Consider the following 22,733-nt stretch of genomic DNA (forward strand, 5'->3'; position numbering starts at 1 on the left):
TAAACGGTGCAACCCTCTCCCGCGGGAGAGGGTAAACTGCCGTCAGGCGCGATCTACGGTAAACGCAATCACATCGCCAAGCTGCTCTGCGCCCAGGGCCAGCATCACCAGACGGTCAACACCCAGCGCCACTCCGGAGCAATCCGGCAGACCTGCTTTTAATGCTTCAAGCAAATTAACATCAATCGGCTGCTGCGGCAGACCGCGCGCGGCGCGCTTGCGGTTATCCTGCTCGAAGCGCTGCTGCTGCTCGCGGGCATCCGTCAGTTCGTGGAAACCGTTCGCCAGTTCGATGCCTTTGTAATAGACCTCAAAACGTTCTGCGACACGATGATCTTCGGTACTGATCTGCGCCAGTGACGCCTGGCTTGCCGGGAAGTGATAGACAAACGTCGGGCGGTCTTTGCCAATCTGCGGTTCTACACCGAAGGTAAACAGCAGCTGCAGCAGCGTGTCGCGATCCTCTTCGGTATCCGCCACGTTGCTCAGATCCAGTTTTGCCGCCACTTCGCGCAGCTGGGTTTTGTCCGCCGACAGCGGATCGATTTCCAGATGGCGCTGGAAAGCCTGCTGATAGGAGAGCGTTTCGGCTTCTGAGCAGTCCAGCACCTGTTGCAGCAGATCGTCCACCTCATTCATCAGGCGGTACATATCATAATGCGGGCGGTACCACTCCAGCATGGTGAATTCCGGGTTGTGGTGACGACCCATCTCTTCATTACGGAAGCTGCGGCACAGCTGATACACCGGGCCACACCCCGCCGCCAGCAGGCGTTTCATGTGGTATTCCGGGCTGGTCATCAGATACAAATTCATGCCCTGAGAGTGGCCGGGGCCAACAAAACGGGTTTCAAACGGCACCAGATGAATATCCGTTACCGTTGCCTGACTCATGCACGGCGTTTCCACCTCCAGGACTCCGCGGTCGGCAAAGAAACGGCGGATCTCCGCCATAATTGCAGCGCGTTTTAACAGATTAGGGATGGATGCGCTCGGCTGCCAGGTGGCCGTTTCGCTCATGAGTTGTTCTCCGATTTCAGACAAGGGCACGAAGTCTACTCGTTAGCAGGGGCAGAGACAAATTTTGCGCAGTAAAAAAGCGCATTTCATTTAGGTGAACTTTTTCGTGACGTATTTCATCAATCCTCATGATAAATCGCCGTACAGAACAGCAAAAAAATCGAACACGTCAAATTTCCCTGACATCTACACGGTTATACTGTTTTACCCATAAAGGAGCAGTGGAAACGCTTTCGCAATCGTCCTTTTGGACGGGTGAACTACCTTTAGTTTGTCGCGTTGCGAAATAACAAAAATCTGGAGGAATGTCGTGCAAACTTTTCAAGCCGATCTTGCCGTAATAGGCGCTGGCGGGGCTGGATTACGTGCTGCGATTGCTGCAGCACAAGCTAATCCCAACGCTAAAATCGCATTGATTTCAAAAGTCTATCCAATGCGTAGTCACACAGTGGCAGCAGAAGGAGGGTCCGCCGCCGTTGCGCAGGATCATGACAGCTTTGAATACCATTTCCACGACACGGTTGCAGGGGGCGACTGGCTTTGCGAACAGGATGTCGTTGACTACTTTGTGCATCATTGTCCAACGGAAATGACCCAGCTTGAACAGTGGGGATGTCCGTGGAGCCGCCGTCCGGACGGCAGCGTCAACGTTCGCCGCTTTGGCGGAATGAAGATTGAACGCACCTGGTTCGCCGCCGATAAAACCGGCTTCCACATGCTGCATACCCTGTTCCAGACCTCCCTCCAGTTCCCACAAATTCAACGCTTCGATGAACATTTCGTCCTCGACATTCTGGTTGATGACGGACAGGCGCGTGGCCTGGTGGCGATGAATATGATGGAAGGCACGCTTGTCCAGATCCGCGCCAACGCGGTAGTGATGGCAACGGGCGGTGCGGGTCGCGTTTATCGTTATAACACCAACGGCGGCATCGTGACCGGTGACGGCATGGGCATGGCGCTCGGCCACGGCGTACCGCTGCGCGATATGGAGTTCGTGCAGTATCACCCAACCGGTCTCCCGGGTTCCGGCATTCTGATGACGGAAGGCTGCCGCGGTGAAGGCGGTATTCTGGTCAACAAAAACGGCTATCGCTATCTGCAGGATTACGGCATGGGCCCGGAAACCCCGCTCGGCGAACCGAAGAATAAATACATGGAACTCGGCCCGCGCGACAAAGTCTCTCAGGCCTTCTGGCACGAGTGGCGCAAAGGCAACACTATCTCCACGCCGCGCGGCGATGTGGTCTATCTCGACCTGCGTCACCTTGGCGAGAAGAAACTGCTGGAACGTCTGCCGTTCATCTGCGAGCTGGCAAAAGCTTACGTCGGCGTCGACCCGGTGAAAGAGCCGATTCCGGTGCGTCCAACCGCGCACTACACCATGGGCGGGATCGAAACCGACCAGCAGTGCGAAACCCGTATTAAAGGCCTGTTCGCCGTCGGCGAGTGTTCCTCCGTGGGTCTGCACGGCGCCAACCGTCTCGGGTCTAACTCTCTGGCAGAGCTGGTCGTCTTTGGCCGCATGGCGGGCGAGCGCGCCATGGAGCGGGCGGCGACCTCAGGCGAAGCCAACGGTGCCGCGCTGGATGCGCAGGTCGCAGACGTTGAAAAACGCCTGAAAGATCTGGTGAACCAGGAGGGTAACGAGAACTGGTCTAAGATCCGTGACGAGATGGGTCTGTCGATGGAAGAAGGCTGCGGTATTTACCGTACGCCAGAGCTGATGCAAAAAACCGTCGACAAGCTGGCGGAACTGCAGGAGCGCTTCAAGCGCGTGCGCATCACCGATACCTCCAGCGTATTCAACACCGACCTGCTCTACACCATCGAGCTGGGCCACGGTCTGAACGTCGCGGAATGTATGGCGCATTCTGCGCTGGCGCGTAAAGAGTCGCGTGGAGCCCACCAGCGTCTGGACGAAGGCTGTACCGAACGTGACGACGTCAATTTCCTGAAACACACTCTCGCCTGGCGCGATGCAGATGGCACCACACGTCTGGACTACAGCGACGTAAAAATCACCACGCTGCCGCCGGCTAAACGCGTGTACGGTGCAGAAGCAGAAGCCGCCGAGAAGAAGGAGAAGGCGAATGGCTGAGATGCAAAAAATGAAGGTTGAAGTGGTGCGCTACAATCCGGAAGTGGACGCCGCACCGCACAGCGCTTTCTATGAAGTCCCTTATGACGAGCAAACCTCCCTGCTGGATGCGCTCGGCTATATCAAAGACAACCTGGCGCCAGACCTGAGCTACCGCTGGTCCTGCCGCATGGCCATCTGCGGCTCCTGCGGCATGATGGTCAACAAGGTGCCGAAGCTGGCCTGTAAGACCTTCCTGCGCGAGTACACCAAAGGCATTAAGGTCGAAGCGCTGGGCAACTTCCCGATTGAACGCGATCTGGTGGTCGATATGACCCACTTTATCGAAAGCCTGGAAGCCATTAAGCCGTACATCATCGGTAATCCGCGCACGCCGGATCAGGGGCCGAATACCCAGACGCCGGCGCAGATGGCAAAATACCATCAGTTCTCCGGCTGCATCAACTGCGGCCTGTGCTACGCAGCCTGTCCACAGTTTGGCCTGAACAAGGAGTTCATCGGCCCGGCCGCCATTACCCTGGCGCACCGCTATAACGAGGACAGCCGCGACCACGGTAAAAAAGAACGTATGGCGCAGCTTAACAGCCAGAACGGCGTGTGGAGCTGTACCTTTGTGGGTTACTGCTCCGAAGTTTGTCCGAAGCACGTCGACCCGGCCGCCGCTATTCAACAGGGTAAAGTGGAAAGCTCGAAAGACTTTCTTATCGCTACCCTGAAACCACGCTAAGGAGTGCATGATGACGACTAAACGCAAAGCCTATGTGCGGCCTGTGCCGTCCACCTGGTGGAAAAACCTGCCGTTTTATCGCTTCTACATGCTGCGTGAAGGCACGGCGGTACCGGCGGTCTGGTTCAGCCTTGAGCTGATGTACGGCGTTTTTGCCCTCAAGCATGGCCCGGAAGCCTGGGCCAGCTTTGTCGGTTTCCTGCAAAACCCGATCATTGTTGTTCTGAACCTGATCGTGCTCGCGGCCGCGCTGCTTCATACCAAAACCTGGTTTGAGCTGGCGCCAAAAGCAGCGAACATCATCGTAAAAGGCGAGAAAATGGGGCCAGAGCCGGTAATTAAAGGGCTCTGGGCAGTGACGATTCTGGTCACTGTGGTCATTCTGTTTGTCGCACTGTTCTGGTAAGGAGACACCTGTGATCAATCCAAATCCAAAACGTTCTGACGAGCCGGTCTTCTGGGGCCTGTTTGGCGCAGGCGGCATGTGGAGTGCCATCATCGCCCCCGTCATCATCCTGCTGGTAGGCATTATGCTGCCGCTGGGGCTGTTCCCGGGCGATGCGCTGAGCTACGAGCGCGTGCTGGCGTTCGCGAGCAGCTTTATCGGCCGCGTGTTCATCTTCCTGATGATCGTCCTGCCGCTGTGGTGTGGTCTGCACCGTATTCACCATGCGATGCATGACCTGAAAATCCATGTCCCGAGCGGAAAATGGGTGTTCTACGGTCTGGCGACCATCCTGACCGTGGTGACGCTGATTGCCGTGGTCACCATCTGACGCTTCAGGCCCGCGATCCGGCGGGCCTTTTATTTCTGCATCTTCCCCACCAGCCACTGGGCAAACTCGCGCATTGCGGGCGTTTCTGTCCGTGACTGTAGTCTTGTGAGCCAGTAGCTGCCGAGGTCAATCTGCGTTGCAAACGGCTGCACGATGCGCTCGCTGCTGAGTAAATGGGTAAACATGTCGACAGGCGCAATCGCAATCCCTACGCCTGCCTGCGCGGCTTCCAGCATGGTCACGGACGAATCAAACACCATCACCCGGTGCGTCGGCGAGGGAGGATGTTCACCCGCTGCCTGCATCCACGCAGCCCACTCGTCGCGCCGGTAGGAGCGCAGAAGGGTAAACTTCAGGATATCTGCCGGGCTTTTGAGAACTGAGGCTATGTCAGGTGTACAGAGCGGAGACAGCGGCGCAGGGCAAAGGAATTCAGCATCGGTTCCATGCCACGCGCCGCCACCGTAGCGAATAGTGTAATCAAGCCCTTCGGCCGCCGGATCGACGCGATTGTTATGGGTGGAAAGCTGAAGATCAATATGCGGATAGCAGCGGCGAAAGTCCGCGAGCAGCGAGAATAAAACACCCGTGGCAAAAGTCCCTACCACACCTACTTTAAGCTTCTCCTGAGCGCGCTGGCTGGCAAAACGATCCAGCATTCCGGCGATGCGATCGAACGAGTCATTCAGCACCGGCAGCAAATTCTCGCCTTCGGTGGTCAGCATCAGCCCTCGCGAAACGCGGACAAACAGCTGGCAATTAAGGTGCTGCTCCAGCGCCTTGACGTGCTGGCTAATCGCGGAATGGGTGACGTTCAGCTCGATGGCGGCATGAGTAAAACTGAGATGCCTGGCAGCCGCTTCAAACGCCCGCAGGGAATTAAGAGGGAGATAGCTGCGCGTCATGGTCTCGTCCGTTAGAAAAATTAACAGCTAATGCTAAATTTAACCGTTTGTCAGCCATAGTCAAATCCAACAGACTACAGCGGTCTGACGGGCCCGGACACTCCCTTGAACTGCTATTACGGAAGATAACTGATGATGACTAAATCCCTTTGCTGCGCCCTGCTGCTCAGCACCTCCTGCTCGGTATTGGCTGCACCGATGTCAGAAAAACAGCTGGCTGAGGTGGTGGAACGGACCGTTACGCCGCTGATGAAAGCGCAGGCCATTCCGGGTATGGCGGTGGCGGTGATTTATCAGGGCCAGCCGCACTACTTTACCTTCGGTAAAGCCGATGTTGCGGCGAACAAACCTGTCACCCCACAAACCTTGTTCGAACTGGGTTCTATAAGTAAAACCTTTACCGGCGTACTGGGTGGCGATGCCATTGCTCGGGGTGAAATATCGCTGGGCGATCCGGTGACAAAATACTGGCCTGAGCTGACGGGCAAGCAGTGGCAGGGGATCCGCATGCTGGATCTGGCAACCTATACCGCAGGCGGTCTGCCGTTACAGGTACCGGATGAGGTCGCGGATAACGCCTCTCTGCTGCGCTTTTATCAAAACTGGCAGCCGCAGTGGAAGCCGGGTACCACGCGTCTTTACGCCAATACCAGCATCGGCCTTTTTGGCGCGCTGGCGGTCAAACCTTCCGGCATGAGCTATGAACAGGCCATAACGACGCGGGTCTTTAAGCCGCTCAAGCTGGACCATACGTGGATTAACGTTCCGAAAGCGGAAGAGGCGCATTACGCCTGGGGATACCGCGACGGTAAAGCGGTACACGTTTCGCCAGGCATGCTGGACGCTGAAGCCTATGGCGTAAAAACCAACGTGCAGGATATGGCAAGCTGGGTGATGGTCAACATGAAGCCGGACTCCCTTCAGGATAATTCACTCAGGCAAGGCATTGCCCTGGCGCAGTCTCGCTACTGGCGCGTAGGGGCCATGTATCAGGGGTTAGGCTGGGAAATGCTTAACTGGCCGGTCGATGCCAAAACCGTGGTTGAAGGTAGCGACAATAAGGTGGCACTGGCACCGCTGCCCGCAAGAGAAGTGAATCCTCCGGCGCCTCCGGTCAACGCGTCCTGGGTCCATAAAACAGGCTCTACCGGCGGGTTTGGCAGCTACGTGGCCTTTATTCCTGAAAAGCAGCTCGGCATTGTGATGCTGGCGAATAAAAGCTATCCCAACCCAGCACGCGTTGAGGCGGCTTACCGTATTTTGAGCGCGCTGTAGTAAACATTGCCGGGTGGCGCTAACGCTTACCCGGCCTACAAAATCCCAGGGGTGGCCATCCGGCGAAACACACCGCACAAAAACCACATTTTCCTTGCCGTCATCTACACTTAACAAAAAAACAGTAAGGAAACTCCTATGCGCATTCTGCCTGTTATCGCTGCGGTGACAGCCGCGTTTTTAGTGGTTGCCTGTAGTTCCCCTACCCCACCGCCAGGCGTTACCGTCGTCACGCCTTTTGATGCACAACGCTTCCTTGGAACATGGTATGAAATCGCGCGCCTCGACCATCGTTTTGAGCAGGGCTTAGAGAAGGTCACTGCGAATTACAGTCCGATGGACGATGGCGGTATTCAGGTGATCAACCGGGGCTATAATCCCGACCGGAGGATGTGGCAACAGTCGATTGGGAAAGCGTACTTCACGGGCGACCCGCGACGGGCCGCGCTCAAAGTCTCGTTCATTGGCCCGTTTTATGGCGGCTATAACGTGATCGCGCTCGACAGAGAGTACCGTCACGCGCTGGTCTGCGGACCGGATCGCGACTATCTGTGGATACTTTCCCGCACGCCAACTATTTCGTCAGAAATGAAACAGCAGATGCTGGACGTCGCGACCCGGCAAGGGTTTGATGTGTCAAAACTCATCTGGGTAAAACAACCCCATTAATGGGTGCTGAGCTTCAGCCCAATGATCCCGGCCACAATCAAGGCGAGGCTGGCGATACGCGCCAGACTCGCTGACTCTCCCAGCAGCAGAATGCCGGTGATGGCGGCCCCCACCGCACCAATGCCCGTCCAGACGGCATAAGCCGTTCCTACAGGCAGCGAGCGCATTGCCCAGGATAACAGGACAATACTCACGATCATCGCGGTGACGGTTATGACGCTGGGCGTCAGGCGGGTAAATCCGTGGGTGTACTTGAGACCAATTGCCCATACCACTTCGAGCAGGCCAGCAATAAAAAGAATGATCCAGGACATTTCAGGCTCCTTAACTTAATACAAGCTGGGGCCGTCCCCGGTGAAAGAAACGCTTACGGGTCGTCCCGTAAGGCAGAGATTACGCCCCATATTGTGGTTAGCGTGCTATTTTTTTTCAATCATTTTTTGCTGAACACGTTAAGGCAAGAAATAGCCGCAGTATGGCGCGTAGTTCCGGCATTTAGCACTCATCCGACTTCTCTATGATGATGTGCTTTCTGATGGCAGGAAGCCAAACCACTAGCCGACTGCGAATAACATATGTTCAAAATTCTCTTGATTGACCGTTGTCACTTCACCCGCACGGGGTTTGAAGCATGGCTCAATCATTCCGGTTTGTTCCCGGGACACTACGTTGTGACCGGGTTAAATAATCTGTTCCTTGCCAGGGAGTACATTCTGCAATGGAAACCCACGCTGGTTATCGCCGATCTTTACGGCTTCAGGCAGGATATTCATCATTTTCAGCAGCTCTCGTCGTTGCTGAGCGCCAGTGAACGATTACCGTTTATTTTGCTGCAATCGGGAGAGGACAGCGGCATGACCGACTGGCTCGGACAGTTCCCGGTGTGGTCGTCGCTGTTGAAAAACGCCAGTCTCGAAGAAGTGGCAACGATTATCAACGACGCATTAATCTCGCGCGCCAGCGCTGACAGGCCAACGGCGGCTGCCCCCTTGCTGACCCGACAGGAAGAGAAAGTGCTGACATTGTGGATGGATGGCGCGAGCAATCAAAAAATTGCCGCTCACCTGAGTATCAACGGAAAAACGGTCTATACCTATAAACGCAATATCCGCATGAAACTGCATATGGATACGCGTTTTTCTCCGTTCTTATCCCTGCAGGAATCAGAAAGCTGACGGTACGAAACCCGGCTGGTCTCGTACCGTATGTTAATTACTGCTGAGCTTTAGTTGCCGCACCAGAGATTGCGCTACCACCTTCAGAAATATCCTGACCGACGCCACGCGTGGTATTACAGGCCGTTAACACTGAAGAAAGTACCAGGACTGAAAAGATCGCTGCAATTGTTTTCTTAACCATAATATCTTCCTTTTATAGCCAAAGTTGTTTTGTGTATAGCAACTTAAGGATAGACAAGATCCCGCCGGTTGACGGAAAAGGAAGCATTTTTAGGAAAATTAGACGAACTTAGCTGGCGGCGTGAGAAATGATATGACCGAGATCCTGGATATCTTGTCCCATCCCACGGGTGGTGTTACAGCCGGAAAGCAATGCGCTGGAAAGCGCTAACAGAAGCAGAATTTTAACGGTACGTTTCATCATCCCTGCCTGCAAAAATCAGGCGCAGCGGGCGCTGCGCCTTCAATCATGACGTAAATTACTTCACGCGGGACACGTATTCGCCGGAGCGGGTATCCACTTTGATCACTTCGCCAGTCTGTACGAACAGTGGAACTTTAACCACTGCGCCGGTAGACAGTTTGGCTGGTTTACCGCCGGTACCTGCGGTATCACCTTTCAGACCTGGATCGGTTTCAACGATTTCCAGTTCAACGAAGTTTGGTGGGGTCACAGCGATAGGCTGGCCGTTCCACAGGGTCACGATGCACTCAGCCTGATCCAGCAGCCATTTAGCGCTATCACCTACCGCTTTCTCGTCAGCAGACAGCTGTTCGAAAGTGGAGTTGTTCATGAAATGATAGAACTCACCGTCGTTGTACAGATAGGTCAGGTTCATATCAACAACATCAGCGCCTTCAGCGGAGTCAGTAGACTTGAAGGTTTTCTCAACACGGGTACCGGTCAGCAGACGGCGCAGCTTAACGCGTGCGAATGCCTGGCCTTTACCTGGTTTAACGAATTCGCTGGCTTCAACCGCGTACGGTTCGCCGTCCATCATGATTTTAAGACCAGCACGAAAATCGTTGCTATAGTACGTTGCCATAAGGCCCTCTAAATTTGTTAACTGGTAGCTAAGCCACAAAATGGCGCATATTGTAACCCTAAACACCCCGTCCAGAGAAGATTGGTTATCGCAACTTGCCGATGTAATCACCAGTCCTGATGAATTGCTGCGTCTTTTAGACCTCGATCAGCACCCAGAGTTGCTTGCAGGCCGCGAGGCAAAGCGCCTTTTCGCCCTGCGCGTTCCCCGTGCGTTTGTGGCGCGAATGGAGAAAGGCAACCCCGACGATCCACTTTTAAAACAAACGCTTACTTCGCAGGATGAGTTTGTCACCGCGCAGGGTTATAGCACCGATCCGCTGGAAGAGCAGAACAGCGTGGTGCCGGGTTTACTGCACAAGTATCTCAACCGCGCCCTGCTGCTGGTAAAAGGCGGCTGTGCGGTAAATTGTCGTTATTGCTTCCGTCGGCACTTCCCCTATGCCGAAAACCAGGGCAATAAACGCAACTGGCAGGTCGCGCTGGACTATATCGCCGCCCATCCGGAGCTGGATGAGATTATTTTTTCCGGCGGTGACCCGCTGATGGCAAAAGATCATGAGCTGGACTGGCTGCTGACCCAGCTTGAAGCCATTCCGCACGTAAAGCGTCTGCGTATTCACAGCCGTTTACCGATTGTCATTCCGGCACGTGTCACTGGCGGCCTGGTGTCACGCCTGGAGCAGTCAAGATTGCAGGTGCTGCTGGTGAACCATATCAACCACGCGAACGAAATTGATGATGACTTTCGCGCGGCGATGGCGCGTCTGCGTAAAGCGGGCGTGACGCTGCTGAACCAGAGCGTGCTGCTGCGCGGCGTGAACGACAGCGCCCGCGTGCTGGCTGACCTGAGTAATGCCCTGTTTGATGCGGGCGTGATGCCCTATTACCTGCACGTGCTGGATCGCGTTCAGGGCGCGGCCCATTTCATGGTGACGGATGAAGAAGCCCGGCAGATTATGCGCGAACTGTTAACGCTGGTTTCAGGCTATATGGTGCCGAAGCTGGCACGCGAGATTGGCGGAGAGCCGAGCAAGACGCCGCTGGATTTGCAGCTGCGGCAGTGCTAGTTTCCCCTCACCCTAACCCTCTCCCACAGGGAGAGGGAAAAAGGCAATCAGTTTGGGCACTTGTAGACCTGGCCGTTCATCTGGCTCGCGGTCGGCACGAAGCTGGACAGCATACTCTGCGTTGGGCTGCTCACGCCGTAAATCACGTTACCGCCCATAGCCGCAGCCTGGTTACGCAGGGCATTCGCCGCACCGCGCATCGAGCCACCTTCTTCGCCATGCTGACCTGACATCCAGTTACTTTGCTCACCGGTTGCCGTGCCTAACAGCTGGCATTCACTGCCAGGCTTATCTTCCACAAAGCGAACGCCCTGGCCCGCTGCCGACAGCTCATTGCTGGAGCTACAACCCGCCAGCAGCAATGCTGCCCCTACAATCCCTGCACAGACTTTTACGCGCATGTTATTCCTCGTTTTCAATAAGCTGGACAGTAGTTGTCCGTGTGTAAATCTTATACCTAAAAGATGACCAAAAGAAAAACCCCCGAGCATTTCTGCCCGGGGGTTTTTCACATTCTACGACGTAGAACGCACGATTACATCATGCCGCCCATACCGCCCATGCCGCCCATGCCAGCAGCACCTAAGTCAGGTGCATCGCCTTTAGGCAGGTCGGTTACCATGCACTCGGTGGTGATCATCAGGCCAGCGACAGATGCCGCGTACTGCAGAGCAGAACGGGTCACTTTAGTTGGATCCAGGATACCGAAGTCGATCATGTTGCCGTATTCTTCAGTTGCCGCGTTGTAACCGTAGTTACCTTCGCCCGCTTTCACGTTGTTGGTCACAACAGATGGTTCTTCACCGGCGTTAGAAACGATCTGACGCAGAGGGGCTTCCATTGCGCGCAGCGCAACTTTGATACCCACGTTCTGATCTTCGTTCTGTGCGGTCAGGCCTGCCAGTTTAGCGGCAACACGCACCAGCGCAACACCACCACCAGCAACCACGCCTTCTTCTACCGCAGCACGGGTCGCATGCAGGGCATCGTCAACGCGTGCTTTTTTCTCTTTCATTTCAACTTCGGTAGCTGCACCGACTTTGATTACCGCAACGCCGCCAGCCAGTTTCGCTACGCGCTCCTGCAGTTTTTCACGGTCGTAATCGGAAGTCGCTTCTTCGATCTGCTTACGGATCTGACCCACGCGGCCCTGAATAGCGGCTTCTTCACCCACACCGTCGATGATGGTGGTGGTGTCTTTGTTGATCACAACGCGTTTCGCCTGGCCCAGGTCTTCCAGGGTCGCTTTTTCCAGCTCCATACCGATCTCTTCAGAGATCACGGTACCGCCGGTCAGGGTAGCGATATCCTGCAGCATCGCTTTACGGCGATCGCCGAAGCCAGGTGCTTTAACAGCAGCCACTTTCACGATGCCGCGCATGGTGTTAACCACCAGGGTCGCCAGCGCTTCGCCTTCAACGTCTTCAGCGATGATAACCAGAGGCTTGCCTGCTTTCGCAACGGCTTCCAGTACTGGCAGCATTTCGCGGATGTTGGAGATTTTCTTGTCAGCCAGCAGGATGAACGGGCTTTCCAGCTCAACAGCACCTGTTTCTGGCTTGTTGATGAAGTATGGGGACAGGTAACCGCGGTCGAACTGCATACCTTCAACCACGTCCAGTTCGTCTTCCAGACCGGTACCGTCTTCAACGGTGATCACGCCTTCTTTACCGACTTTGTCCATCGCTTCAGCGATCAGTTTACCTACGGTTTCGTCGGAGTTAGCGGAGATGGTACCAACCTGAGCAATGGCTTTAGAGTCAGAGCACGGTACGGACAGCGCTTTCAGTTCTTCAACAGCGGCAGTGACGGCTTTGTCGATACCGCGTTTCAGATCCATTGGGTTCATGCCCGCAGCAACGGCTTTCAGACCTTCGGTGATGATTGCCTGCGCCAGTACGGTCGCGGTGGTGGTACCGTCACCTGCAGCGTCGTTCGCTTTAGAGGCAACTTCTTTCACCATCTGCGCGCCCATGTTTTCGAACTTGTCTTCCAGCTCAATTTCACGTGCTACAGAAACACCATCTTTGGTGATGGTTGGCGCGCCGAAGGATTTATCCAGCACTACGTTGCGGCCTTTCGGGCCCAGAGTCACTTTAACTGCATCTGCCAGTACGTTTACGCCGCGGAGCATTTTTACACGAGCGTCGTTACCGAATTTTACGTCTTTAGCTGCCATGTTCTTATTTCCTCAAATTCTCGTGCGTAAATTACGCTTCAACAATTGCCAGAATGTCGCTCTCGGACATGATCAACACTTCTTCATTGTCGATCTTCTCGGATTTCACGCCGTAGCCATCGTTGAAAATTACGATGTCACCAACTTTAACGTCCAGTGGCTGCACAGTTCCGTTTTCCAGGATGCGGCCCTTACCGACAGCGATGATTTCGCCACGCGTTGATTTGGCTGCTGCAGAACCGGTCAGAACGATGCCGCCAGCAGACTTGGTTTCAACTTCTTTACGTTTGACGATCACACGATCATGTAACGGACGAATACTCATTGATAGCTCTCCTTTGAGAAAGTCATTATCAGTTATGGATGACGCCGGCCCGCATGCGGTTTTCCGACTAGTGCCCTGAGAGATGGGGATAGCTTTTTCCCCCTTCAAGGGGGAGTCGAAAAAAAAATTTGCGAAAGTGTTACCATCGCCTCTCTTTTGGTACTGGCAGGGCGATGTGAATGAGTGGACTCAAGCAGGAGCTGGGGCTGGCGCAGGGCGTCGGACTGCTCTCAACCTCCTTGTTAGGTACGGGCGTGTTTGCCGTACCCGCGCTGGCGGCGCTGGTGGCTGGAAATAACAGCCTGTGGGCGTGGCCGGCGCTGATTGTATTGGTTTTCCCGATAGCCATTGTGTTTGCCATCCTGGGCCGGCATTTCCCCAGCGCGGGCGGCGTGGCGCACTTTGTCGGACTGGCCTTTGGCCCGCGGCTGCAGCGCGTCACCGGCTGGCTGTTTCTTTCCGTCATTCCGGTTGGCCTACCTGCGGCGCTGCATATTGCGACCGGCTTTGGTCAGGCGCTGTTTGGCTGGTATAACGAGCAGTTATTGCTGGCCGAACTGGGAACGCTGGCAATCGTCTGGTGGGTAGGCTCTCGCGGCGCCAGCTCCAGCGCCAACCTGCAGACGCTGGTTGCGGTGCTGATTGTCGCGCTCGTTGTCGCTATCTGGTGGGTGGGCGATATCACAATCAAGGAAATTCCCTTCCCTGCGGTGACAGACGTCGACCATTCACAGCTTTTCGCCGCGCTCTCTGTCATGTTCTGGTGTTTTGTCGGCCTGGAAGCCTTTGCCCATCTGGCCTCTGAATTTAAGCAGCCTGAACACGATTTCCCCCGCGCGCTGATGATAGGTCTGCTGCTTGCTGGCACAGTCTATTGGGCGTGTACCGTGCTGGTCTTACACTTCCAAGCGTTCGGAGCGGATCTCGCCGCCGCGGCATCGCTACCGGGTATCGTGGTGGAACTGTTCGGCGTGAAGGCACTATGGATCGCCTGTGCGATCGGCTATCTCGCCTGTTTTGCCAGCCTCAATATTTATATCCAGAGCTTTGCCCGGCTGGTGTGGTCGCAGGCGCTCGACAAATCAGAGAATCGCCTCGCGCGCCTGTCTAAACGCCAGCTTCCGCTGAATGCTCTGAATGCCGTACTGGGCTGCTGCGTGGTGAGCACGCTGTGTATTTACGCACTGAAGATTAATCTGGACGCGCTCATCGTCTACGCCAACGGCATTTTCATCATGATCTACCTGCTGTGCATGCTGGCGGGATGTCGTTTGCTGAAAGGTCGCTATAAAGCTCTGGCGGTCGTCGGGGGTGTGCTTTGCCTGCTGTTGCTGGCGATGGTGGGATGGAAGAGTCTGTACGCGATTGTCATGCTGGCAGGGCTGTGGGTGTTTTTGCCGAAGCGCGGTGCGCTCCCGGAGGCCCGGTAGGCGAAGCGCCACCGGGCAACAAAATCACCGATCGTCTTTATGATCTAAACGGTCGTGCTGTTCATCCTTACGCTGATACTCCCCTTCAAAGGTATCGCCCGGCCCGGTGCTGAACCCGCCGCCCGGCATACGGCTAAAGCGCAGATGCGGCAGCAGCTTCATGGTCAGGTGTTTTTGCACCGGCGGCAGAAGCAGCAGCAGGCCGAGGAAGTCAGTGAAGAACCCCGGCAGGATCAGCAGCAGCCCTGCAATAATCAACGACACGCTTTTGATCATCTCTTCCGCAGGGCTTTCCCCTGCGGCCATCTTCTGCTGCATTATCAGGAAATTTTTGAAACCCTGATTACGCACCAGCGACATGCCGATGACGGAGGTGAAAATCACCAGAATCAGCGTCAGCAGGACGCCCAGCACATGGGCAACCTGGATGAAAATGGAAATCTCAATGTAAACATAGAGAAAGAAAGCAATAAACGGTATCCAGCGCACTGGCATCTCCTGTGTGGCAGAGGCCATCGGGCCCCTGTCTGAATGTGTTCGCGACGCGCGTTTGTATGAGATGGTGACGGTTAGCGAAAATTCAATCAGTTTGCACGGATATTTTTTTTGGAAATTTTAAAGCGGTGACCCATTTCACAGATTAATAATTATCATGGAATCGGCTCGATAATAAGTGATCCAGCTTACGGCAATTCGCTATCATCAGCATATGATCTCGAGCATCTGGCTGATTGAGGGAATAATCGTCGGCCAGAAAATATTCAAAACCACATAAATACTGTGTGTTTAGTACAATCCATCGGCAGCTTGAAAAGAAGGTTCACATGTTAAACAACATTCGTATCGAAGAAGACTTGTTGGGTACCAGGGAAGTTCCAGCGGATGCCTACTACGGTGTCCACACTCTGAGAGCGATTGAAAACTTCTACATCAGCAACAGCAAAATCAGCGACATTCCTGAGTTTGTCCGTGGCATGGTGATGGTGAAGAAAGCCGCAGCACTGGCCAACAAAGAGCTGCAAACCATTCCTAAAAGCGCGGCAAATGCGATTATCGCGGCCTGCGATGAAGTGCTGAACAACGGCAAATGCATGGACCAGTTCCCGGTTGACGTCTATCAGGGCGGCGCGGGCACCTCCGTCAACATGAATACCAACGAAGTACTGGCAAACATTGGCCTGGAGCTGATGGGTCATCAGAAAGGTGAATACCAGTACCTGAACCCGAACGATCACGTAAACAAATGCCAGTCTACCAACGACGCCTACCCTACCGGCTTCCGTATCGCGGTGTATGCCTCTGTGGTGAAACTGGTGGATGCGATCAACCAGCTGGGTGATGGCTTCCAGCGTAAAGCGGTTGAGTTCCAGGATATCCTGAAAATGGGTCGTACCCAGCTGCAGGACGCGGTGCCGATGACGCTCGGCCAGGAATTCCACGCGTTTAACGTACTGCTGAACGAAGAGACCAAAAACCTGCTGCGCACCTCCGAGCTGCTGCTGGAAGTGAACCTGGGCGCCACCGCCATCGGTACGCGTCTGAACACCCCGGATGGCTATCAGCAGCTGGCGGTACAGAAGCTGGCTGAAGTCTCTAACCTGCCGGTTGTGCCTGCAGAAGACCTGATTGAAGCCACCTCAGACTGCGGCGCCTACGTCATGGTACACAGCGCCCTGAAACGTCTGGCGGTGAAACTGTCCAAAATCTGTAACGACTTGCGCCTGCTCTCTTCCGGTCCGCGCGCTGGCCTGAATGAAATCAACCTGCCAGAACTGCAGGCGGGTTCGTCCATCATGCCAGCCAAGGTGAACCCGGTTGTGCCAGAAGTGGTGAATCAGGTTTGCTTCAAAGTCATCGGTAACGATACGACCGTGACCATGGCCTCTGAAGCGGGTCAGCTGCAGCTGAACGTGATGGAGCCAGTGATTGGCCAAGCGATGTTTGAATCCATCCACATCCTGACCAACGCCTGCTACAACCTGCTGGAAAAATGCATTAACGGTATCACGGCGAATAAAGAAGTCTGTGAGGGTTATGTCTACAACTCCATCGGGATCGTCACCTACCTCAACCCGTTCATCGGTCACCACAACGGTGATATCGTCGGTAAGATTTGCGCCGAAACCGGTAAGAGCGTACGTGAAGTGGTGCTGGAGCGCGGGCTGTTGACCGAAGCTGAGCTGGACGATATCTTCTCGGCCCAGAACTTGATGCACCCGGCATATAAAGCAAAACGATATACCGATGAAAGCGAACAGTAACCGTTCAGGCTAGGCTTCTTAAGGCACGTCACTTGTGACGTGCCTTTTTTCTTTTTAGGCGTTACCAAAATACAACAATTCAATATCAACTTGTTAATAAGCAAGGAAGGTCCTTATGTTTGGAGCAGAACTCGTCATCGTCTTGTTGGCGATTTATTTGGGAGCAAGACTCGGGGGTATCGGCATCGGTTTTGCCGGCGGTCTCGGGGTGCTCGTTCTTACCCTTATCTTTCAGATTAAACCCGGCGCAATCCCGTTCGACGTTATTGAAATCATCATGGCCGTTATTGCCGCTATCGCCGCCATGCAGGTGGCAGGCGGTATGGACTACCTGGTAAGCCTGGCGGAGCGTATGCTGCGCCGCCATCCAAAATACATTACCTTCCTTGCCCCGCTGGTGACCTGGTTTATGACCATTCTCGCCGGTACGGGCCACACCGCCTTCTCTACGCTGCCGGTGATTACCGAAGTGGCGAAAGAGCAGGGTATCCGTCCGTCTCGTCCGCTCTCTATTGCCGTCGTCGCGTCCCAGATTGCGATTACCGCCTCACCGATTTCCGCTGCGGTGGTCTTCTTCGCCGGTATTCTTGAGCCAATGGGCGTGAGCTACCTGACGCTGCTGGCGATCTGTATCCCGGTGACGCTGATTGCGGTGATGATCACTGCCGTGCTGTGTAACTTCCTCGGCGCCGAACTGAAAGACGATCCGGTTTATCAGGAACGCCTCGCCAAGGGTGAAGTGAGACTGCGCGGCAGCCAGGTCTTCGAGCTGAAGCCGCACGCAAAACGTTCCGTGCTGCTGTTCCTGATCGGTATTGTCGCGGTGATGTTCTACGCGACCGCTATCAGCGATACCGTGGGTCTGATCCAGAACCCGGTCCTGCCGCGTAACGAAGCGATTGTGGTGTTTATGCTGACCATCGCGACGCTGATTAGCATCACCTGTAAAATTGATACCAGCGAAGTGCTGAACGCCAGCACCTTCAAATCCGGTATGAGCGCCTGCGTGTGCGTCCTCGGCGTAGCCTGGCTTGGTGATACCTTCGTGAAAGCGCACATCAGCGACATTCAGACCGTCGCTGGCGACCTGCTGCACAACTACCCGTGGCTGCTGGCGGTGGTGCTGTTCTTTGCTGCTACCCTGCTTTACTCCCAGGCGGCGACCACCAAAGCGCTGATGCCTGCGGCACTGATGCTGGGCGTTACCCCGCTGACGGCGATTGCCTCTTTCGCAGCGGTTTCTGCCCTGTTCGTTCTGCCAACCTACCCAACCCTGCTGGCGGCGGTGGAGATGGACGACACTGGCTCAACCCGTATCGGTAAGTATGTGTTTAACCACGCGTTCCTGATCCCGGGCGTGGTCGCCATTTCACTTTGCGTGATCCTCGGCTTTATCATTGGCGGCGTGGTGCTGTAAACGGTGAGTGGTTGTAAAAATAGTTAAAATCGGGCCGCTCTGCGGCCCGTTTCATTAATGACCAACCGCCTTGCGTGATATAGTGAAGCCTTTCGTGATGAGGAGGTCGACTTGTGAACACGCCTGATGCTGTTGTCGTACTGTGTACCGCCCCTGATGAAGCCTCTGCCCAGGATCTCGCCGCCAAAGTGCTGGCCGAAAAACTGGCTGCCTGCGTGACGCTCCTCCCCGGTGCCACCTCCCTTTATTACTGGGAAGGCAAGCTGGAGCAAGAGTACGAAGTCCAGATGTTGCTCAAAACCAATCTGGCGAATCAGCAGGCACTCCTGGACTGCCTCAAATCTCATCATCCTTACCAAACCCCGGAGCTGCTGGTATTGCCAGTGGTTCATGGCGATAACGACTATCTCTCATGGCTCAACGCTTCCTTACGCTGATCCTGCTGCTGTGCAGCACGTCAGCTTTTGCCGGGTTGTTTGACGCGCCCGGCCGTTCGAACTTTATTCCTGCCGACCAGGCGTTTGTTTTCGACTTTCAGCAAAACCAGCACGATCTCTATCTTACCTGGCAGGTGAAAGAGGGCTATTACCTCTATCGCAAGCAGGTGAGCATCACCCCTGCCCAGGCAAACGTGGGCGCACTGCAGATGCCCGCTGGCGAGTGGCACGAGGACGAGTTCTACGGCAAGAGTGAAATCTACCGCCAGCGCTTAAGCGTGCCCGTGACGGTGAATCAGGCCGATAAAGGCGCGACGCTGACGGTAACCTATCAGGGATGTGCGGATGCAGGTTTCTGCTATCCGCCGGAGACGAAAGTCGTGCCGCTTAGCGAAGTTAAGGCTGCCGCCGCTTTCTCCCCTCTCCCCTCGGGCGAGACAAGCGAAGAGCGGACAGACCTTCCGTTCTCAGCGCTTTGGGCCTTGCTGATCGGTATCGGCATTGCCTTTACGCCGTGCGTGCTGCCGATGTATCCGCTCATCTCTGGCATCGTGCTGGGCGGTAAGCAACGGCTTTCCACCGCACGCGCCCTGCTGCTGGCCTTTATATACGTGCAGGGAATGGCGCTAACCTACACGGCGCTCGGCCTCGTGGTTGCCGCTGCCGGTTTACAGTTCCAGGCAGCACTCCAGCACCCTTATGTTCTCATTGGCCTGTCAGCGGTGTTTATGCTGTTGGCGCTGTCAATGTTTGGCCTGTTCACGCTACAGCTGCCCTCCTCGCTGCAAACGCGCTTAACGCTGATGAGCAACCGTCAGCAGGGCGGCTCCGCAGGCGGCGTGTTCGCGATGGGTGCCATTGCCGGGCTGATATGCTCTCCCTGCACTACCGCGCCGCTGAGCGCCATCCTGCTCTATATCGCCCAGAGCGGCAACATTTGGCTCGGCGGCGGAACGTTGTACCTGTATGCCCTGGGCATGGGCCTGCCGCTGATTCTGGTCACGGTTTTCGGTAATCGACTTCTGCCGAAGAGCGGCCCGTGGATGGAGACGGTGAAAACCGCATTTGGCTTTGTCATCCTCGCGCTGCCGGTGTTCCTCCTTGAGCGTATCATCGGGGACGTCTGGGGTTTACGCCTGTGGGCGATGCTCGGCGTAGCGTTCTTTGCCTGGGCGTTTATTGTCAGCCTGGGGGCGAAGAAGCCATGGATGCGCCTGGTGCAAATCCTGCTGCTGGCTGCCGCGCTGGTGAGCGTACGCCCTCTGCAGGACTGGGCGTTCGGCACACCGGTGGGTCAGACGCAAGCGCATCTGAACTTCACCCAGATTAAAAACGTGGATGAACTTAACAGCGCCCTGGCAGAGGCGAAAGGCAAAGCGGTGATGCTCGATCTCTATGCCGACTGGTGTGTCGCCTGCAAAGAGTTTGAAAAATATACTTTTAGCGATCCGCAGGTGCAAAGCGCCCTGAAAGAGACCGTTTTGCTCCAGGCGAACGTGACCGCCAATAATGCGCAGGATAAGGCTCTGCTGAAGCAGCTTAACGTGCTCGGGCTGCCAACGATTCTGTTCTTCAATCAACAGGGCCAGGAGCAGCCAGAACAGCGTGTAACCGGGTTTATGGATGCGGCGGCATTTAGCGCGCATTTGCGCAATCGCCAACCGTAAACAACACTTTAAACGGGACATACCGTTGGGAATAGCGGAGGAGATAACCGTGCAACGTGAAGACGTACTGGGACAAGCCCTGCAACTACTTGAGATTCAAGGGATCGCCAGCACCACGCTTGAGATGGTAGCCGACCGTATCGATTATCCTCTGGATGAACTTAAGCGCTTCTGGCCAGATAAAGAGGCACTACTCTATGATGCCCTGCGCTATCTCAGCCAGCAGGTTGATATCTGGCGCAGGCAACTGATGCTGAATGAAGAACTGACCGCGGAGCAAAAGCTGCTGGCGCGCTATACCGCGCTGACCGAATGCGTCAGCAACAACCGCTACCCGGGTTGTCTGTTCATCGCCGCCTGCACTTATTTTCCCGACCCAGGCCATCCTATCCACCAGTTGGCGGAGCAGCAAAAACGGGCGGCGCATGACTTCACCCACGAGCTGCTGACCACGCTGGAAGTCGATGACCCGGCGATGGTAGCGAAGCAGATGGAGCTGGTGCTGGAAGGTTGCCTCAGCCGCATGCTGGTGAACCGTAGCCAGGCCGATGTGGATACGGCGCACCGCCTGGCGGAAGATATTCTACGCTTTGCCCAATGCAGAATGGGTGGAGCGCTGACCTAAGCCAGCATGCCCGCCCAGGCGGAGACGAGCAGACACAGCGCCATCAGGCGCTGAAACCGCACCATCGCCACGGTGGTGCGAAAAATTCGGTTCACCGCTTTACCCAACCACGCCCAGCACATCAAGCAGGCTATCGAGATCAGCAGAAACCATAGCGCCATTAGCGCAATATCCCGCAATGCATGGTCGCCAGTTGGGGCAAACAGGCTGACGACGGCCAGCGCCATCATCCAGGTTTTGGGGTTCACGATCTGCAGCAGCGCCGCCGCCCGAGCGGTGAATCGGATACGGTTCTCAGCGGAAAGACGGGCGGCCGGGGCGCGAAACAGCTGCCAGCTCATCCAGCTTAGCCACAGCACGCCAGCCCAGCTCATTATCTGACGTATCAGAGGGTACTGACGCAGCACTTCCCCCGCGCCAGCGCCTGATACCAGCACAATCGCACTGGCCGCGATACACCCGCCCAGAATAGCTGGTACGGTATTTTTTACGCCAAAGTGCTGGCTGTTCGTCAGCACGAGAATATTGGTCGGCCCCGGCGTAATGGAGGCGACAAATGCGAACAGCAGAAAGGGGATCAAACTCACAGGTGGCTCCTTTTTATTAGAGCCATGAATGTGCCGTTATTTTTTGGAAACGTCTGGAAGGTTTGTGCACAACCGGCGGTAGTGTGCGGGAGAGATACGGTAAGCACGCTGAAACCATCGCCCCAGATGGCTTTGATCGGCAAAACCCACTGCGGCAGCCACATCAACGGGCTGGTCACCGCGCGCCAGCAGCTGTCGGGCCTTTGCCAGACGCAGCTGAATAAGCCATGCGTGGGGCGCCAGGTTGAACTCGCGCTTAAAACAGCGCGTCAGGGTAAAGCGATCCGTGCCCGTCTCGCGCGCAAGATCTGACAGCCCCACGTTCTCACCGATATGGGCATAGAGATAGTCGCGCGCACGATGCGCCACAGCAGCGCTTTGTAACTGCGACGGTAGTTTCTTACGCCAGTGGCAGTGGGCGGTGATCCGGGAGAGCAGATTATCCATTGTGCTTTGCTGAACGATTTTCATCTCGTCATTATGCAGGGTGGAGAATGTCTCACCGATAGCGCGCACCAGCTGCGGCTCCCGCGTCAGCGTTTGGGCAAAGTGGAGTGAATAACTCCCTGGAGTCGATTCGTAGAGCCCCTGTAGCGCATGGGTAAGCCAGCGCTCATCAAGATAGAAGGTCAAATAGGTAAAGCCACCCTCTACAGGCGCATCACCGTCGTGGATCTCGCCAGGCTCGAGGAGAAATGCGTCGCCCGGCTGGCTACGATGACGCTCACGGCGGCAGTGAAACTGCTGCGTGCCGGAGAGGGTTATCCCTACCAGATAGCTATCATGCCAGTGCGGATCAAAGGCATGCCCTTCGAAATGCGCTTTAATCGTCTCAATACCCGTATCTGCATGCTGACGCAGTTCAAGCCAGTCATTTGCCATACTGCCCTCCTCTTGCTCTCAGCATTGCCGTATTACACTGGTTCTGTCTGGAAGATTTGTGCATTTTCACGGCGAAAGCGGACAGATTGCCGCAAACTTAAGCAGTTGAACAGCTTTTCCCGAAATAATGTTGACGATCGAGCGTGATTGCGGTTTA

Annotated in this window: 26 protein-coding genes; 14 read left to right on the top strand and 12 right to left on the bottom strand. The window is 55.4% G+C overall.

Going from position 1 to position 22,733, the window contains the following annotated elements; translation table 11 throughout:
* Positions 1-42: 42 nt before the first annotated feature.
* Positions 43-1,020 (bottom strand): elongation factor P--(R)-beta-lysine ligase, encoded by a 978-nt coding sequence (epmA, locus tag ACJ69_RS15080; RefSeq protein ID WP_024907345.1) that lies wholly within the window; start codon positions 1,018-1,020, stop codon positions 43-45.
* Positions 1,021-1,330: 310 nt separating this feature from the next.
* On the opposite strand from epmA, the gene frdA reads away from it, so the two are divergent.
* The 4 genes from frdA to frdD are packed head-to-tail and all read left to right on the top strand — an operon-like array spanning position 1,331 to position 4,624.
* The gene (gene frdA / locus ACJ69_RS15085; protein WP_029739891.1) at positions 1,331-3,121 is read left to right on the top strand and encodes a fumarate reductase (quinol) flavoprotein subunit; all 1,791 of its coding nucleotides are present in this window, start codon (positions 1,331-1,333) and stop codon (positions 3,119-3,121) included.
* Positions 3,114-3,848: a succinate dehydrogenase/fumarate reductase iron-sulfur subunit gene (locus tag ACJ69_RS15090; RefSeq protein WP_023310124.1), complete on the top strand. Its 735-nt coding sequence runs from the start codon at positions 3,114-3,116 to the stop codon at positions 3,846-3,848. The genes frdA and ACJ69_RS15090 overlap by 8 nt, the downstream gene beginning before the upstream one ends.
* Positions 3,849-3,858: 10 nt before the next feature.
* A complete protein-coding gene (frdC, locus tag ACJ69_RS15095; protein ID WP_029739890.1) occupies positions 3,859-4,254 on the top strand; it encodes a fumarate reductase subunit FrdC in 396 nt (131 codons plus the stop codon).
* A 10-nt stretch (positions 4,255-4,264) separates the two neighbouring features.
* Positions 4,265-4,624: a fumarate reductase subunit FrdD gene (gene frdD, locus ACJ69_RS15100; RefSeq protein ID WP_000609653.1), complete on the top strand. Its 360-nt coding sequence runs from the start codon at positions 4,265-4,267 to the stop codon at positions 4,622-4,624.
* Between the two features lie 29 nt (positions 4,625-4,653).
* Here frdD and ampR read toward each other — a convergent pair whose 3' ends face one another.
* On the bottom strand, positions 4,654-5,529 hold the full coding sequence (gene ampR, locus ACJ69_RS15105; protein WP_054829812.1) for a LysR family transcriptional regulator AmpR: 876 nt from the start codon (positions 5,527-5,529) through the stop codon (positions 4,654-4,656).
* 132 nt (positions 5,530-5,661) lie between these two features.
* On the opposite strand from ampR, the gene ACJ69_RS15110 reads away from it, so the two are divergent.
* Together ACJ69_RS15110 and ACJ69_RS15115 are read left to right on the top strand one after the other, a co-directional pair.
* Complete coding sequence (locus ACJ69_RS15110; protein ID WP_059347269.1) at positions 5,662-6,804, top strand: cephalosporin-hydrolyzing class C beta-lactamase ACT-4; 1,143 nt, start codon at positions 5,662-5,664, stop codon at positions 6,802-6,804.
* A 138-nt stretch (positions 6,805-6,942) separates the two neighbouring features.
* Complete coding sequence (locus tag ACJ69_RS15115; protein WP_054829811.1) at positions 6,943-7,473, top strand: lipocalin family protein; 531 nt, start codon at positions 6,943-6,945, stop codon at positions 7,471-7,473.
* Here ACJ69_RS15115 and sugE read toward each other — a convergent pair.
* Entirely contained in the window at positions 7,470-7,787 is a 318-nt protein-coding gene (gene sugE, locus ACJ69_RS15120; RefSeq protein ID WP_006178944.1) for a quaternary ammonium compound efflux SMR transporter SugE, read from the bottom strand. The genes ACJ69_RS15115 and sugE overlap by 4 nt on opposite strands.
* 261 nt (positions 7,788-8,048) lie before the next feature.
* Here sugE and ACJ69_RS15125 point away from each other — a divergent pair, with 261 nt between their 5' ends.
* On the top strand, positions 8,049-8,648 hold the full coding sequence (locus ACJ69_RS15125; protein ID WP_059347270.1) for a helix-turn-helix transcriptional regulator: 600 nt from the start codon (positions 8,049-8,051) through the stop codon (positions 8,646-8,648).
* Positions 8,649-8,685: 37 nt separating this feature from the next.
* Here ACJ69_RS15125 and ecnB read toward each other — a convergent pair whose 3' ends face one another.
* The 3 genes from ecnB to efp form a co-directional block, all read right to left on the bottom strand.
* Positions 8,686-8,832 (bottom strand): lipoprotein toxin entericidin B, encoded by a 147-nt coding sequence (ecnB, locus tag ACJ69_RS15130; RefSeq protein WP_003025482.1) that lies wholly within the window; start codon positions 8,830-8,832, stop codon positions 8,686-8,688.
* A 108-nt stretch (positions 8,833-8,940) separates the two neighbouring features.
* Positions 8,941-9,072 (bottom strand): entericidin A/B family lipoprotein, encoded by a 132-nt coding sequence (locus ACJ69_RS15135; protein WP_024907352.1) that lies wholly within the window; start codon positions 9,070-9,072, stop codon positions 8,941-8,943.
* A gap of 58 nt (positions 9,073-9,130) precedes the next feature.
* Entirely contained in the window at positions 9,131-9,697 is a 567-nt protein-coding gene (gene efp, locus ACJ69_RS15140; RefSeq protein WP_010427766.1) for an elongation factor P, read from the bottom strand.
* Between the two features lie 40 nt (positions 9,698-9,737).
* Here efp and epmB point away from each other — a divergent pair, with 40 nt between their 5' ends.
* Positions 9,738-10,766 carry an EF-P beta-lysylation protein EpmB gene (gene epmB, locus ACJ69_RS15145; RefSeq protein ID WP_059347271.1) on the top strand — a complete coding sequence of 343 codons (1,029 nt, stop codon included), beginning with the start codon at positions 9,738-9,740 and terminating at the stop codon, positions 10,764-10,766.
* Between the two features lie 47 nt (positions 10,767-10,813).
* Here epmB and ACJ69_RS15150 read toward each other — a convergent pair whose 3' ends face one another.
* The 3 genes from ACJ69_RS15150 to ACJ69_RS15160 form a co-directional block, all read right to left on the bottom strand.
* Positions 10,814-11,167, bottom strand: a complete 354-nt coding sequence (locus tag ACJ69_RS15150; RefSeq protein ID WP_023310115.1) for a DUF4156 domain-containing protein — start codon at positions 11,165-11,167, stop codon at positions 10,814-10,816.
* A gap of 134 nt (positions 11,168-11,301) precedes the next feature.
* Positions 11,302-12,945, bottom strand: a complete 1,644-nt coding sequence (gene groL, locus ACJ69_RS15155; RefSeq protein ID WP_029742112.1) for a chaperonin GroEL — start codon at positions 12,943-12,945, stop codon at positions 11,302-11,304.
* A gap of 31 nt (positions 12,946-12,976) precedes the next feature.
* Entirely contained in the window at positions 12,977-13,270 is a 294-nt protein-coding gene (locus ACJ69_RS15160) for a co-chaperone GroES (RefSeq protein WP_003855929.1), read from the bottom strand.
* 179 nt (positions 13,271-13,449) lie between these two features.
* Between ACJ69_RS15160 and yjeH the strand changes: the two genes are divergently transcribed.
* Positions 13,450-14,700 (top strand): L-methionine/branched-chain amino acid transporter, encoded by a 1,251-nt coding sequence (gene yjeH, locus ACJ69_RS15165; RefSeq protein ID WP_059347272.1) that lies wholly within the window; start codon positions 13,450-13,452, stop codon positions 14,698-14,700.
* Between the two features lie 24 nt (positions 14,701-14,724).
* Here yjeH and ACJ69_RS15170 read toward each other — a convergent pair whose 3' ends face one another.
* Positions 14,725-15,189 carry an FxsA family protein gene (locus ACJ69_RS15170; RefSeq protein WP_023616652.1) on the bottom strand — a complete coding sequence of 155 codons (465 nt, stop codon included), beginning with the start codon at positions 15,187-15,189 and terminating at the stop codon, positions 14,725-14,727.
* Positions 15,190-15,524: 335 nt separating this feature from the next.
* Here ACJ69_RS15170 and aspA point away from each other — a divergent pair, with 335 nt between their 5' ends.
* From aspA to ACJ69_RS15195, 5 genes are all read left to right on the top strand, one after another.
* Positions 15,525-16,961, top strand: a complete 1,437-nt coding sequence (gene aspA / locus ACJ69_RS15175) for an aspartate ammonia-lyase (RefSeq protein ID WP_003855923.1) — start codon at positions 15,525-15,527, stop codon at positions 16,959-16,961.
* Between the two features lie 115 nt (positions 16,962-17,076).
* Positions 17,077-18,378, top strand: coding sequence for an anaerobic C4-dicarboxylate transporter (locus ACJ69_RS15180; RefSeq protein ID WP_023334226.1), 1,302 nt, complete (start codon positions 17,077-17,079; stop codon positions 18,376-18,378).
* 113 nt (positions 18,379-18,491) lie between these two features.
* A complete protein-coding gene (cutA, locus tag ACJ69_RS15185) occupies positions 18,492-18,815 on the top strand; it encodes a divalent cation tolerance protein CutA (protein WP_014168278.1) in 324 nt (107 codons plus the stop codon).
* Positions 18,791-20,482 (top strand): protein-disulfide reductase DsbD, encoded by a 1,692-nt coding sequence (locus ACJ69_RS15190; RefSeq protein ID WP_059347273.1) that lies wholly within the window; start codon positions 18,791-18,793, stop codon positions 20,480-20,482. The genes cutA and ACJ69_RS15190 overlap by 25 nt, the downstream gene beginning before the upstream one ends.
* A gap of 49 nt (positions 20,483-20,531) precedes the next feature.
* Entirely contained in the window at positions 20,532-21,107 is a 576-nt protein-coding gene (locus ACJ69_RS15195) for a transcriptional regulator (RefSeq protein WP_023310110.1), read from the top strand.
* Here the strand turns inward: ACJ69_RS15195 and ACJ69_RS15200 are convergent.
* Positions 21,104-21,694, bottom strand: a complete 591-nt coding sequence (locus ACJ69_RS15200; protein ID WP_059347274.1) for a LysE family translocator — start codon at positions 21,692-21,694, stop codon at positions 21,104-21,106. The genes ACJ69_RS15195 and ACJ69_RS15200 overlap by 4 nt on opposite strands.
* Positions 21,695-21,730: 36 nt before the next feature.
* On the bottom strand, positions 21,731-22,576 hold the full coding sequence (locus tag ACJ69_RS15205; protein WP_029742108.1) for an AraC family transcriptional regulator: 846 nt from the start codon (positions 22,574-22,576) through the stop codon (positions 21,731-21,733).
* Between the last annotated feature and the right edge of the window lie 157 nt (positions 22,577-22,733).

This window comes from Enterobacter asburiae (genome assembly GCF_001521715.1).
GTDB classification, from domain to species: domain Bacteria; phylum Pseudomonadota; class Gammaproteobacteria; order Enterobacterales; family Enterobacteriaceae; genus Enterobacter; species Enterobacter asburiae.